The organism is Bacillus sp. RK1064 (genome assembly GCF_051488405.1).
Taxonomy (GTDB): domain Bacteria; phylum Bacillota; class Bacilli; order Bacillales; family Bacillaceae; genus Bacillus.
The window spans coordinates 3,242,959-3,256,162 of record NZ_JBPSCZ010000001.1; the positions used below are offsets into that span (position 1 = coordinate 3,242,959).

A 13,204-nucleotide genomic window follows, 5' to 3' on the forward strand; every position below is an offset into this window, starting at 1 on the left:
TCCTTGTCTGTCTTTCACAGTATAAGAAAAAAGGACAAGGAAGGAAAGTTTTATAAACTAAGCTGGTCGGAGAAATATGTTATAATATAGGAAATTGCAATTATAGGAGTGGTGATTATGCCTTCAGTTGAAAGCTTTGAACTTGATCATAATGCTGTAAAAGCGCCATACGTTCGTCATTGTGGCGTTCATAAAGTGGGATCAGATGGGGAAGTAAATAAATTTGATATTCGTTTTTGTCAGCCTAACAAGCAGGCGATGAAACCTGATACGATTCATACATTAGAGCATTTACTTGCGTTTAACATTAGAACACACTCAGAGAAATACGATCATTTTGATATCATTGATATTTCTCCAATGGGCTGCCAGACAGGCTACTATTTAGTGGTCAGTGGTGCACCTACTCCAAAAGAGATCGTTGAACTTCTTGATGCAACATTCAAGGACGCAGTTGAGGTAACAGAGATTCCTGCTGCAAACGAAGAGCAATGCGGCCAAGCGAAGCTTCATGACCTTGAAGGGGCAAAACGTTTGATGCGTTTCTGGCTTTCTCAAGATCAAGAAGAGCTTCTAAAAGTATTTGGTTAATAGATCATAAACCGGACATGTTGATGTCCGGTTTTTTGAATTCGATCATGAGATGTCAAAATAGGGGATATTTGTTAAAATGGACATGTCAGTAAAAGAAGGGGGAAACTCGGGATGCGAAAAATGTTGGGAATGATTTTGATGCTCATGTTACTAAGTGCATGTGGGAACTCTGCAGCAAATAGCGGCAAAGGGGAGGTGCCTGAGCTATTAGAAGTGAAGCTTACAGGACCTGAGCAAGTGGAGAAAAATGAAAGCGTTATAGTAAAAGCAGCTGTCACATATGGTGATACCCCTGTTGATGATGCAGACGATGTTCAATTTGAAGTGTGGAAAGATGGTGACAAAGATAACAGCAAGATGATTCAGCCAAAGAAAGAGAACAAAGGTGTATATGAATTGCATACAGCCTTTAAAAAAGATGGCCTTTATATCATACAAGTCCATGTGACAGCTAAACAGCAGCATAATATGCCGAAGACGAACATCCACGTAGGTGATGTGAAAAAAGAGAGTTCATCTACTGAAGCAGAAACCTCACATCATTAAGTGCGATTTATTTTGGGTTAGGACGTTGGTTTGGTTCAGCATCCTGTGGTGAATCGATTTTATGCTTATATTCATAAGCCTTCGATGTTGTCCACAGTGATAAAAAGACAACGATTGAGATAATGATAAAGCTGATAATCCCAAGTAACAGCATCTAACTCCCTCCTTATTTCCATATTAACATATATTTCATGCAGTCAAAATAGAAGAAATTCATGGCAGGTTTCAGTATAATAGGAAAAGGGTATTCTCATACTAAACGCAATTACATAAGGAGGAATGAACATGTCTGAAAAATTATTAAACGTCGTCAATAAACAAGTAGCTGATTGGACTGTGCTTTACGTGAAATTACATAACTATCATTGGTACGTAAAGGGAAAAGACTTCTTTACACTCCATGAGAAATTTGAGGAACTTTATACAGAAACAGCGACATACATTGATGATTTGGCTGAGCGTATGCTTGCGTTAAATGGACAGCCTGTTGCGACAATGAAAGAATGCTTAGAAATTTCTAGCATTCAAGAAGCTGAAGGCAATGAATCAGCGGAGCAAATGGTGAAAAATCTATATGATGATTTCTCCAATATCGCAGAGGAATTAAAGCAAGGAATGGAGCTGGCTGGAGAAGTTGGCGATGAAACAACAGGTGATATGCTGCTTGCGATACATCAATCTATTGAGAAACACAACTGGATGCTTAAAGCATTTTTAGGATAATACGAATGTGAAAGGAATGTCGATCATAAGATCGGCATTCTTTTTTGATGGATTTGTGACAGACAGCCCATTGAAATCATAGGGCTTTCAGCCGAAGAGAAAAGAGAAGGGAGGGGAGAAGATGTCTTCCATTGCAGGAATGATGAGTCAGCAAGTCGCGAGCATTCAAAGAACACTCAATATTAGTTTGTTGAATTCACAGCTTGCTACGAATACAGCACAAGCCATGGTCATGCTGGATCAAGTTCAGCAGCAGCCTCAAGCTGTTCAGCCAAAGGATTCAGACGCTCGCTTTATTGATGTCAGAGTCTAAGAATGGAAGCCGCCGCACAAGGCGGCTTTTTTTCTTGTCATCACTCTGTCCGATTTAAAAGACGACGCCTTTATTTTTTGTCGTCCAAGCTATTGCGAGGATCCGGCATATACTATTGAGGTAAGGAGTTCCACTATGAAAGGATGTTGATGCCAAGTGAGCAAGGATTTAGGCATCTTTTCGTTGTTTACAGTCAGTTTGTCAGCGATGAGCTTTCTGTTTGGTGGAGCAGGATATTTACTGATGATATTAGTAACATTGATGGCCATTGAATTAATTTGTTCAAGCCTAAGAGAATCTTTGACTGGGCAGCTCACAATGAAACGTTTTTTTACACGGCTTGTTCGAAAGATTGTGACGGTCTCCTTAATATCGATGGCGCATTTCTTCGATGTCATGCTGAAGACAAATGGGATGATTAAGGATTTAGCGATCATCTTTTATATTATTTATGAATCTTACCAAATCGTCTCGACAGCCAATGCCCTCGGAATTCCCATTCCACAGTTGTTTATTGATGTGTTGGACATGTTGAAAAATAAATTGCGCAAAAAGCCGTAATTTTTTCATATCTGGTCATACTAAAGGAAAAAGGATGAATCAGATGGCGAGACACACATATTATGTATCTGTACAGGATGGGTCGATATCGCAGCATAGAGATGCGGCGGCTTGGCAATTTCAAATAGAAGCAGATGATGATCAAATTTTGCAGCTGAGAGACTATTTCGATGAACAGTATATGACAGATTGGAAAGGCTTCTTTCGAGCGCATGTTCCGTTTCTTGAATATCATTATGACAGTCCGAATGATGAAATGGATCGAAAAAGACAAGAGATTTACTCAATGATTTATGAGCTCGGGAATGAAGAGACAAAGAACTTTATTGAAACAAATGGATTAATGAATTGAAAAAGCATGTAGAGATTTTCTACATGCTTTTATTTTCGCGGTTGTAAGATGCCTCCGATCAGATCACTAAGCCCGCCTTTATTCTCTTGCTGTGATGTCTGTGAATTAGTGAAATCATGAGAAGAGCTCTGGCTTTGAGGCTTGTAGCGGTTATCATCTAAACCAACCCGTAAGCCAGATGTGCGCTCAGATGGCTGGATAATGACAATTTGGTCTTGTTCTTGAAACTCAAATAAGTAGGATTCACCAGATGTTTGTCCAATGAAGGTTTTCCAGTTCACATCTAATTTGACCTTCGGTGCTTTGCCTGTCCAAGCGACAATGGCGTCAGGATCTACACGGCAGGGGGCTTTTAAAATGAGCGGGTTTCCATTCGTTTTAATGGCGACCTGCGCTCCGTGGCCTTGATAGGAGAGCTTTGATGTAAACAGTCCTTTCTGTGATAAAATACCAACGCCTACTGGTGTCACGCCGTAATGACACTCCTCAGTAAAGGCAAGTAGATCTTCACTTTCTACACTTACATGCTGCCAAGGACCGCTCGGCTCAAGATTAATCACTGTCACGTGCTCGCTGGAATCAGCCAAATAACAAGTACCTTGTCCACTCACTTCCATCACCTCAAGGTTTTCACCTGTCAATTTTCTGCTGATATGGTTAAATACTTGACTGACCATATTTCCTTTATTTGTCCCGAGTAGTCGTTTGCGGTATTGAAACGTTCCTTGATCGGCAATCATTGCGCCTTTTTTCGCAAAAAAGATTCCGCTGCCTTCTGCTTGTAAAGTGAGTTCTTCTATCGTGTTGAAATGAAATCCCATTGGTGCCAGCTCCTTTCCTGCGTCAAGCTGTGAATCCATAGATGAGGCATAAGTCGTTTAAATCTAGCGTAGTTCCTTGCCCGGTCGCGATGATTTTCCATTCGTCCTCATCTCTTATGAGTTCAGCGCAAATAATGGATGTGCAATACGAATAATCTTCTGTTAATTGAAAGGTACAAATCTCTTGTTGCGAGATTTGATCAGTAAGATGCACGTAGGCATTGGTCACTTGTCCAAAATGATGCTTGCGCTCGTGTGCATCATGTATCGTGGCTGTTACGACGATTTTATGAATATCAGGTGAGACTCTACTTAATTGCATAATGATCATTTCATTGTCTCGATATCCGCCGCCAAATTGATGATCACCAAGATGACGAACAGCCCCGTCTAAGCTTTGCTGCTGATGATAATGGATCAGATGGCTTGGAGACAACAGCTTGTCCTCTTCATTTAAGAGAAACACTTGCGTATCTAAATCAATTGGCTGGCCAGCCAGATCCCAGCCAAGCCCGATATGAATTTGGTCGATATTTGGATTGTCTTTTGTTAAATCTAGCTTTTGTCCTTTGATGAGGTGTTTCTTGATCACCTCATGAGGTGCGTCTTCTTTCTCATTTTTCCTGAGCGGTAGCGCTTGATCTTTCTCTTGTTTTGACCCATTTGTTATATTCATGCTGTTTTCCTCCTCGTCGTGATAGGACAAACACTAATTGATTTACGTCATCAAGGGATAAAAGGTTTTAGCAACAATACCTCATTTTAAATACAGACGAGATGAAACCACTCGTTTGTTTCACTTTTGATAAAAATTCTTCAGAGAAATGTGATCTGTGGTATGATGTTTTACAAGAAGCAAGGACAGGATATGAGGGATTTCACATGCATGTATTTAAAGACTATTATCATAATACGGTCAAGCTCTCCTTTGAAGAGAAGCCTTTTTCAAGTCATCCAAAGCATGTTTGGGCCATCTGCCGCTACCAGGGAAAATGGCTGCTCACTGAACATGAGGATCGGGGCTATGAGTTTCCAGGAGGGAAAGTTGAGCCAAATGAAGAAGCAGACCAAGCCGCTATACGTGAGATTCAAGAAGAGACGGGTGCTGTTGTTCGTGAATTAACGTATATTGGCCAATATCAGGTGCTAGGCAGAGAAAAGGTCATCGTAAAGAATATTTATTTCGCTGATATTGAAAGGCTAGTGAAGCAGGACACGTATTTTGAAACGAAAGGACCTGTTCTTTTCGCAGACTTGCCAAGATCCATCGCAAAAAATAAGAATTTCAGTTTTATTATGAAAGATGATGTGCTAAGACAAAGTCTTGCTTATTTAGAAAAGAACGGTTTGATTCGTTAAAAAAAGCGCAGGGAGATCATCCCTGTGCTTTTTTTATTTTTGGAGAAAACGGCGCTCAAGCCATTCCACAAGCTGGTACATGATAGTAGCAAACACAGCAATAATGAAAAGACTTAAGAACACGAGTGTAAAGTTGAAGACTTGAAAGCCGTAAATGATCATGTAGCCGAGCCCTTTTGAGGATACAAGAAATTCCCCTACAATGACCCCAACCCAAGAAAGACCGACATTGACTTTGATGGCAGAAATCATCGTTGGAATACTGGCTGGCAACATGACCTCACGAAAGACGACGCCTTTTTTCGCGCCAAAGGTTTTCATCACCTTTAAATAATTCTCATCGACCTCTTGAAAGGCAGTGTAAATGACGATCGTTGTAATAATCACACTAATGATCGCACCCATCGCAACGATGCTGATCATACCAGGCCCAAGGGCAACAATTAAAATGGGGGCAAGGGCAACTTTCGGCATGGCATTTAAAATGACTAAATAAGGATCAAGAACGTTTGCTAATCGGGTGGACCACCATAAGGCGGCAGCGAGCAAAATGCCGCAAAAGGTACCAAGTAGAAAACCGAGCACCGTTTCAAATAACGTAATACTCATATGATTTACTAAAGAACCATCTGATATTTTTTGCACAAATAATTGGCAGACCGCAGATGGTGAACTGAAAATCAGCGGATCGATGAGCCTGAAATGACTGGCAAGCTCCCAAAGCGAAAAGAAGCTGGCGAATATGATGAACTGATAGATACGTGTGATACGTTTTTCCATTCGGTATTTTTTGCGATAGGCTTCATGTAAAAGGTCACTGTGTTTCAACTGTTTTCAGCTCCTTCCAAATCGTTTGAAAGAGCTCTTGGAAACGCGGGGTCTGTCTCGCTTCGAAAGGAGAGAGAGCTCTTATATCGTCTGGTATGGTAAAGATTCGCTGGATAGAGCCTGGATGCTTTGAGAATAAGAAAATGCGGTCACTCATCGCAATGGCTTCGCCGATGTCATGTGTCACAAGGACTGCTGTTTTTTGATAGTTTTTTAATGTGTGAAAGACGAGATCTTCTAATGTCAGTTTGGTTTGGTAGTCTAGCGCTGAAAATGGCTCATCTAGTAAAAGCAGACCGGGATCAACTGCAAGCGTTCGGGCGAGAGCAGCACGCTGCCTCATTCCGCCAGACAGCTCCTTCGGATATTTTTCCTCTACTTCATGCAGTCCAAACTTTGGCAGTAAGTCAAGGGCAGCTGAGGTGGCCTCATGTGAATCTTGTTTCGCAATTTTTAACCCGAGAATCACATTTTCCTTGATGGTTTTCCAAGGAAACAAATAATCTTGCTGGAGCATATAGCCGATTTGATGCTCCTTTTGATTTGGTTCTTTTCCTTCGATTAAAATTCGACCTTCAGAGGGCGGCGTAATGCCTGCGATGATAGACAGCAAGGTGGTTTTTCCGCAGCCGCTGGGACCAATAAATGAGATGAATTCACCTTGGTCTATCTCCATATTGATGTGCTGTATAGCCGTTGTTTTTTCTTTTAAAGAGAAGTACGTGTGGGTCACATGGTCAATTTGAAGGAAAGACATGTGCTACCTCCTATTCTATTTGTGATCTGTGACCTTCTTTGCAATGGATGAATCGACAAGTTGTTTGTACGGGATAAATTCCGGCAATTCACCGCTCTCCTTCATGATTTCCTGCAATTTGTTCCATTCCTCTTCATTCAGAAGGGGATCTGTTGCATAGGAATCTTGCTGTTTGTAGCGTTTGATGGCAGTTGATAAGACATCAAGATCTGTATCAGGAAAATGAGATTGAATGGCCTTTGCGGTCTCCTCCGGCTGCTTGGCTTTTACCCATTTCTGCGCTTTGTAAATGGCACGGGTGAAGGCTTCAGCTGTCTCTTTGTTTTCCTCTAAGTAACTCTTCTTTGCCATGAAGGTAGTATATGGCACCTTGCCAGAAGCTTCTCCAAAGGAGGCGGTAATGTACCCTTTACCTTCTTTTTCAAGTAAGGAAGCGGTCGGTTCGAATAACTGCACAAAATCGCCAGTTCCAGAGGAGAACGCACCTGAAATGTTGGCAAAATCAATATTTTGAATCATGCGAAGATCCTTTTTTAAATCAATGCCTTCCTTTTTCAAGACATATTCACCGACCATTTGCGGCATGCCGCCTTTCCGCTGTCCTAAGAAGTCTTTCCCTTTTAATTGATCCCAAGAGAATTGGTTTATTTCCTCCCTTGAAACAAGAAATGTGCCGTCTGTTTGTGTCAGCTGTGCAAAGTTCATGACAGAGTCCTTTGTGTCTTGAGCCTCTACATAGATAGAGGATTCAGACCCGGTCAGGGCGATATCAGCACCGCCTGATAAGAGAGCTGTCATCGTTTTATCACCGCCCCAAGTGGTTTTCAGTTCAACCTCCAAGCCTTCTTCTTTGAAGAAATCCTCTGATAAGGCGACATATAGCGGAGCATAAAAGACCGAATGGGTCACCTCGGCTACTTGTACGGTCTGCTCTTGTTCTTTTTTACAGGCGACAAATGGAATAAAGAGCAGGACCACGACGATGAATGCCAGTCTGACTTTGATGGAACGATTCAAGAGTAATTCGCCTCCTTTGTTCTAGATCACTATTAAAGTATGTGAAAAGGGATTTTTGGTGAGTGCCTAGATGAAAATAAGAAGCGCATTGTTTATTTATAGAACGCGTCTTTTTTTCTATACTAGGGGAATGAATGCTTTCTTGAATTTGGCAGAAAAGGAGCGGTTTCGTGTATAAAGTGAGTTGGGTATTTGTTGGATGGTATTTAGTAGGTCTTATCTTAATGGTCTTTTTTGAAGTGCCAGCATGGCTTCAGTTTGCAAATGGTATCTTTCTTGTGCTGTATGCCTGCTGCGTCATAGAGATTGGGCGGCATATTTATGGCTCATGGGGGCTTGTGATCAAAAGGGCAGCCATTGTTGGGGTGCTTACATTTACGGTTGAGTGGGTAGGTATCGCAACGGGGTTTCCATTCGGGGCCTATGACTATTATCCGACATTAGGTTTTCTAGTGGCAGGGGTGCCCTTAACCATTGCGTTTGCATGGGTTGGCGTGTTTTTAAACAGCCTTTTTTTATCCAGTCAGCAGTCAAAGTGGAGACGAGCCGTCGAAACGGGGATATGGATTGTCTTGCTTGACCTCATATTAGATCCAGTAGCAGCTGAGCGGAAGTTTTGGGTGTGGTATGACGGCGGTGGGTTTTTCGGTATTCCTTTTGAGAATTTTGTGAGCTGGGGTATGATTGGAGCAGGACTTTCATTTCTTTTCCCGCTTGTTTCAATTGATCAAAAGGCACTCAGCTGGACGAGCCGTATTTATCAGGCGATGGTGTTCTTTTTTGGTCTTTTGGCATTAAAGGGCGGACTCGATGTCATTTTTTATTTAGCACTGATCATTGTCATTTTGTGTGAAGGAAGGGTTCGATTTGAAAGAAAGCGACAAAAGCCGATCGTTTAGACGTATATTTTTACTTTATCTTGAGCGGTATTTACTCCATAAGCATTTCCGCTGTGTGATGATGAAAGGCTTGGTGGACCCGAAGGAGAAGCTGCCTGTTCTTTATCTCGCCAATCATAGCTCATGGTGGGATGGACTGATCATTTTTCTTTTAACAGAAAAAGCGTCTGAACTTGATCACTACATGATGATGGAAGAGAAGCAGCTGAAGCAATATGCTTTTTTCCGTAAGCTTGGAGCGTTTCCGGTTCATAAAGAGAACCTGAAAAGTGTCAAACAAGCATTGATGACAGCAAGAGAGAACATGCAGGCTGGCGGGGCTGTATGGCTTTTTCCACAGGGGGAAATTATGCATCAGGATATGCGGCCGCTTGAACTGGAAGGAGGAGCTTCTTTTTTAGTGAGGCAATTTGAGCAGGTCGTGGTGAAGCCTGTGACCTTGCAGTATACATTTAATCAATTTCAAAAGCCGACAGTTTCTGTTGTGTTCGGCGAAGATGCCTTAGTATCTGGCGGGGCACTACGAAGCAAGGACGTGACGCGTATGCTTGGAGATCTGCTTGAAACGCAGTTAAACCGACATCAAGCGCAGGTCATCGCTGATCCTGATTTTTCATTAAACGAAGAATTTAAACAGATGACAAGGACAAGTCAGTCAACAAGTGATGCGTTTGATTCTTTTAAAAAGTGGGTGAAAACATGGCGCTCTTCTTAACCGTGATCAGTGTGCTGCTGCTTTGTCAGTTTATGTTCACCATATGGAATATGAAGCAGTTTCCCGTGATAAAGTCCGCTTCTTTTTCGCCAGATGAACCCATTTCGTTATCGATACTGATTCCGGCTAGAAATGAGGAGAAGCGGATAGAAGCCTGTCTTCAGTCGATCGTTGATCAACGCCTTTATCCGAAAGAGCTTATTGTACTTGATGATCATTCGACAGATCAGACAAGAGCGATTGTGGAGCGCTTTGCAGAAGCGTATCCGTGGATTCGTGTCCAGTCAGGCCAGGCGTTAAAGCAAGGCTGGCTAGGTAAATCATTTGCCTGTTCTCAGCTCGCTGAGGCAGCAGCTTCTGATTGGCTGCTATTTTTAGATGCGGATGTCCGGTTAAAAAGAGGGGCAATTGAAGCAGTGTATCAGCAGGTATGCACGCAAAATACGGGCATGCTGTCAGGCTTCCCAGAACAAAAAACAGGTACATTCTTTGAGCATCTTGTGGTTCCCATGATGATGTTTACCATAGGCTGTCATCTGCCAGTGAAGTGGGTAAGGAATTCAAGGAACCCCGCTTTTGCCGCAGCACATGGAGGCTTTATTGCCATTGAAAAGAATTGCTACCACGACATTGGCGGGCATGAAGCGATTAAGGATTCGCTAGTGGATGATATGGCCTTGGCTAGACGGGTGAAGGAAAAAGGCTTTCCGTTCACACTTGCAAGCATTCATCCATTTGTGTATATGAGAATGTATGAGAGTGGACAAGAGGTTTGGAAAGGCTACCGGAAAAATTTATTCCCAGGTGTCAATCGAAGCATTGCTTTGTTAAGCAGTGTCTTTTGTTTATACACTCTGCTTTATTTGGCTCCTGTCATTTGTTTGATGATGGCTTTGCTGCAGCTGGATGTGCTCAGTATATGCTTAGCCATTCTTTGCTACGGGCTGGGTGTGTCGATCAAAGCGGCAATTGATATCGAGAACGGGAGAACATCTGCAATGGCCTTTTTATTGCCGGTCAGCATATTAAGTTTGATCGCCATTGGCTTTGCTTCTATGAAAATCGGGCTGAAAAAAGAAGGGTATGAATGGAAAGGGAGAAGGTACGAATGAAAAAAGTGATCATCATCGGAGGCGGGCTTGGCGGATTATCAGCAGCGATCCGCTTACAGTCACGCGGGGTTCAGGTCACCATATTAGAAAAAGAAGCGGCTTTAGGCGGGAAATTGCAGCGCCATCAGGGAGCTGGCTACTCTTTTGATCTAGGACCGAGTACCATTACAATGAAGTCATACTTCGAGGAAGTGTTTGCTTCCTGTCATAGACGGATGGAGGATTATGTCACATTTTATCCGATTTCTCCTCTGACCAAAAACGTTTTTTCAGATGGACATACGGTCGAATTTACGCCCAATTTTGAGCAAATGGAATCTCAAATTGCAGCATTCAGTCCTGAAGATGCGAAGCAATACCGTGCATTTTTACATGAATCAAAGATGTTTTTTCAAAAGGCTGAGGAGCAGTTTTTAAATCGTTTGTTATTGACGTGGAAGGATAAGGCGGATGTAAAGCTCATGAAAGCACTTCTCTCTGTCAAACCGTTTACAACCGTTCAACGCCTGCTGCGTCAATATTTCCGTCATCCGCATACATTGGCGATGTTTGGACGGTATGCTACATACATCGGCTCTTCTCCCTATGAGGCACCGGCTATATTTAATATGATGGCGTATTTAGAAGGGGAGAAAGGGATTTATGGAATAAAGGGCGGTACATATCGTTTAGTTGAAGCATTTGAGACTTTGGCAAAGGAATTAGGCGTACAGATTCACCTCAATGAACAAGTCAACAAGATTCATGTGAAGGACCGGCGAATCAAAGGAGTAGAGACGGCTCACCAGATGTATGAAGCAGATCAAGTCATTGCAGGGGCGGACGCGCTGACTGTCTACCGCCATCTCATAGATGAAAAAGACCGCCCAAGCTTTTTAAATCAAAAGCTGGCTAATATTGAACCGTCATTATCTGGCTTTGTTCTCTTATTAGGTGTACCTAAAGTCTATGAACAGCTGTCCCATCACAATGTGTTTTTCCCAGAGAATTATGAGCAAGAATTCAAAGATATTTTTCAGAAAAAACAACTGTCTCAGGATCCAACGCTTTACATATGTTATTCAGGTCATTCAGAACCAGCTTTAAGCGGAGGACCGGGAAGAAGCAACCTTTTTGTACTGGCGAATGCGCCTTATGTGACAAAAGAGCAAGATTGGGACATGCTAAAGGAGACGTATCGGCAGCATTTGAAAACAAAATTAAAGGAAAAGGGTCTCTTTGATATGGATGAGGTTGCCGAATATGAAGCGGTTCAAACTCCGCTTGATCTGCAGCAGAAAACAGGAGCATATCATGGCGCCATTTATGGCATGTCTTCCAACTCGTTCAAGCAGGCGTTCTTCCGAATCAATAATCAGTCAAAGGACATTGAAGGGCTTTGGTTTGTTGGAGGAACAAGTCATCCAGGCGGCGGCACGCCGATAGTGACAAAATCAGGCCAGCTCGTCGCAGAAGCGATCATGAAGCATTTGATGTAAGAACAGATGAAAAGGAGAGAAATCAAGTGATTGTGGAAAAAAGAAGGTTTCCGTCCCCCCATCCGCATATTCACTTATTTACAGTGACCTATGAGGCAGATGGGCTTCGGATCAAAGGACTGCTCGCTGAACCGGCCGGAGAAGGTCTCTATGACGGCTTTTTGTATTTACGAGGCGGCATTAAAAATGTGGGGATGGTGAGACCAGGCCGGATTGTGCAATTTGCAGCGCAGGGCTTTGTCGTATTTGCTCCCTTTTACCGAGGAAATCAGGGAGGCGAAGGGAACGAAGATTTTGCCGGAGAGGACCGGAAAGATGCTTTTGCTGCCTTTCAATTGTTAAAGCACCACAAAAAGGTGAAGCAGGATCGTATTCATATCTTTGGTTTTTCGCGCGGAGGGATTATGGGCATTTGGACCGCTGTTGAAATGAAACAAGAGGCGGCTTCCTTTGTGACATGGGGAGGCGTCAGTGATATGAAGCTCACCTACGAAGAGCGTGTGGATATGAGAAGAATGATGAAGCGTGTGATTGGCGGTCCCCCGCACAAGGTGCCAGAGGCCTATGAGGACAGAACGCCTTTAAATGATGTGGACAAAATTGAAGCGCCTGTTCTCATCATCCACGGAGAAGAGGATCAGAATGTATCGATTGAGCATGCGTATTTACTAGAAGATGCGCTGCGCCAGCACGGAAAGTCAGTGGAGACTTGGTATTTTCACGGATACAACCATTATTTCCCGCCGCAGCATAATCGGGAAATTGTCAGAAGGCTGACGACGTGGATGCACAGCCGGAAAAGCGGAAATGTGGTAAAATAAGCAGTATAACGAAATTTAGAAAGTAGGGGGATTTTCAATATGGGAATGCCTGTTGAATTTAATACAATGATTGTCACGAAGGGAAAAGAGACAAGAATTGAAGAGAATGTATTTGAGCTCATGAAGGAAGGGTACCGCATTTATCCATTAAATATTCCGCTTGAGGTACGTAAAACGAAAGACGGAGAAAAAACAGGGACAGCACACGTTGAAAAACTGGAGCTGACAGACAATGTGACAAAGGTAACTTACCGTCTCGTGTCATTACATTCAACGAACTAACAAAAAAAGCTGAGGGAATGATTCCC

General features: G+C 42.7%; 19 protein-coding genes. 13 read left to right on the forward strand and 6 right to left on the reverse strand.

All coding sequences use genetic code 11. The features are described 5' to 3' along the window. Positions 1-117 precede the first annotated feature (117 nt). Positions 118-591 (forward strand): S-ribosylhomocysteine lyase, encoded by a 474-nt coding sequence (locus tag ACSSTM_RS16700; RefSeq protein WP_003217624.1) that lies wholly within the window; start codon positions 118-120, stop codon positions 589-591. Between the two features lie 114 nt (positions 592-705). Then, positions 706-1,140, forward strand: coding sequence for a FixH family protein (locus ACSSTM_RS16705; RefSeq protein WP_034665315.1), 435 nt, complete (start codon positions 706-708; stop codon positions 1,138-1,140). 7 nt (positions 1,141-1,147) lie between these two features. On the opposite strand, the gene ytzI is transcribed toward ACSSTM_RS16705, so the two are convergent. Continuing rightward, positions 1,148-1,294: a YtzI protein gene (gene ytzI / locus ACSSTM_RS16710; protein WP_034665318.1), complete on the reverse strand. Its 147-nt coding sequence runs from the start codon at positions 1,292-1,294 to the stop codon at positions 1,148-1,150. A gap of 131 nt (positions 1,295-1,425) precedes the next feature. Here ytzI and ACSSTM_RS16715 point away from each other — a divergent pair, with 131 nt between their 5' ends. From ACSSTM_RS16715 to ACSSTM_RS16730, 4 genes are all read left to right on the forward strand, one after another. Next, a complete protein-coding gene (locus ACSSTM_RS16715) occupies positions 1,426-1,863 on the forward strand; it encodes a Dps family protein (protein WP_003217576.1) in 438 nt (145 codons plus the stop codon). Between the two features lie 121 nt (positions 1,864-1,984). Next, positions 1,985-2,176 carry a hypothetical protein gene (locus ACSSTM_RS16720; protein WP_034665322.1) on the forward strand — a complete coding sequence of 64 codons (192 nt, stop codon included), beginning with the start codon at positions 1,985-1,987 and terminating at the stop codon, positions 2,174-2,176. Positions 2,177-2,332: 156 nt separating this feature from the next. After that, positions 2,333-2,737 carry a phage holin family protein gene (locus ACSSTM_RS16725; RefSeq protein WP_034665325.1) on the forward strand — a complete coding sequence of 135 codons (405 nt, stop codon included), beginning with the start codon at positions 2,333-2,335 and terminating at the stop codon, positions 2,735-2,737. Positions 2,738-2,780: 43 nt separating this feature from the next. Next, a complete protein-coding gene (locus ACSSTM_RS16730; protein WP_034665329.1) occupies positions 2,781-3,089 on the forward strand; it encodes a hypothetical protein in 309 nt (102 codons plus the stop codon). 29 nt (positions 3,090-3,118) lie between these two features. Here ACSSTM_RS16730 and ACSSTM_RS16735 read toward each other — a convergent pair whose 3' ends face one another. Next, positions 3,119-3,910 (reverse strand): AIM24 family protein, encoded by a 792-nt coding sequence (locus ACSSTM_RS16735; protein WP_034665541.1) that lies wholly within the window; start codon positions 3,908-3,910, stop codon positions 3,119-3,121. Between the two features lie 22 nt (positions 3,911-3,932). Further along, complete coding sequence (locus tag ACSSTM_RS16740) at positions 3,933-4,586, reverse strand: TerD family protein (protein ID WP_437404248.1); 654 nt, start codon at positions 4,584-4,586, stop codon at positions 3,933-3,935. A 206-nt stretch (positions 4,587-4,792) separates the two neighbouring features. Between ACSSTM_RS16740 and ytkD the strand changes: the two genes are divergently transcribed. Beyond that, the gene (gene ytkD, locus ACSSTM_RS16745; RefSeq protein WP_034665337.1) at positions 4,793-5,269 is read left to right on the forward strand and encodes an RNA deprotection pyrophosphohydrolase; all 477 of its coding nucleotides are present in this window, start codon (positions 4,793-4,795) and stop codon (positions 5,267-5,269) included. Between the two features lie 33 nt (positions 5,270-5,302). On the opposite strand, the gene ACSSTM_RS16750 is transcribed toward ytkD, so the two are convergent. Genes ACSSTM_RS16750 through ACSSTM_RS16760 form a run of 3 tightly spaced genes read right to left on the reverse strand, consistent with a single transcriptional unit; the run spans position 5,303 to position 7,871 of the window. After that, positions 5,303-6,049, reverse strand: a complete 747-nt coding sequence (locus tag ACSSTM_RS16750) for an ABC transporter permease (protein WP_370876318.1) — start codon at positions 6,047-6,049, stop codon at positions 5,303-5,305. A 34-nt stretch (positions 6,050-6,083) separates the two neighbouring features. After that, entirely contained in the window at positions 6,084-6,854 is a 771-nt protein-coding gene (locus ACSSTM_RS16755; protein ID WP_420735175.1) for an ABC transporter ATP-binding protein, read from the reverse strand. A 15-nt stretch (positions 6,855-6,869) separates the two neighbouring features. Then, positions 6,870-7,871: an ABC transporter substrate-binding protein gene (locus ACSSTM_RS16760; RefSeq protein WP_095286121.1), complete on the reverse strand. Its 1,002-nt coding sequence runs from the start codon at positions 7,869-7,871 to the stop codon at positions 6,870-6,872. 170 nt (positions 7,872-8,041) lie between these two features. Between ACSSTM_RS16760 and ACSSTM_RS16765 the strand changes: the two genes are divergently transcribed. The 6 genes from ACSSTM_RS16765 to ACSSTM_RS16790 are packed head-to-tail and all read left to right on the forward strand — an operon-like array spanning position 8,042 to position 13,178. Further along, entirely contained in the window at positions 8,042-8,770 is a 729-nt protein-coding gene (locus ACSSTM_RS16765; RefSeq protein WP_095286122.1) for a carotenoid biosynthesis protein, read from the forward strand. Beyond that, on the forward strand, positions 8,739-9,485 hold the full coding sequence (locus ACSSTM_RS16770; protein WP_106038087.1) for a lysophospholipid acyltransferase family protein: 747 nt from the start codon (positions 8,739-8,741) through the stop codon (positions 9,483-9,485). Before ACSSTM_RS16765 ends, ACSSTM_RS16770 begins: the two co-directional genes overlap by 32 nt. Next, complete coding sequence (locus ACSSTM_RS16775; RefSeq protein WP_034665351.1) at positions 9,470-10,597, forward strand: glycosyltransferase; 1,128 nt, start codon at positions 9,470-9,472, stop codon at positions 10,595-10,597. Before ACSSTM_RS16770 ends, ACSSTM_RS16775 begins: the two co-directional genes overlap by 16 nt. Further along, positions 10,594-12,075, forward strand: coding sequence for a phytoene desaturase family protein (locus ACSSTM_RS16780; RefSeq protein WP_095286125.1), 1,482 nt, complete (start codon positions 10,594-10,596; stop codon positions 12,073-12,075). Before ACSSTM_RS16775 ends, ACSSTM_RS16780 begins: the two co-directional genes overlap by 4 nt. Positions 12,076-12,101: 26 nt before the next feature. Next, the gene (locus ACSSTM_RS16785; protein ID WP_034665354.1) at positions 12,102-12,896 is read left to right on the forward strand and encodes an alpha/beta hydrolase family protein; all 795 of its coding nucleotides are present in this window, start codon (positions 12,102-12,104) and stop codon (positions 12,894-12,896) included. Positions 12,897-12,935: 39 nt separating this feature from the next. Then, on the forward strand, positions 12,936-13,178 hold the full coding sequence (locus tag ACSSTM_RS16790; protein WP_003217584.1) for a DUF2584 domain-containing protein: 243 nt from the start codon (positions 12,936-12,938) through the stop codon (positions 13,176-13,178). Positions 13,179-13,204: the final 26 nt, after the last annotated feature.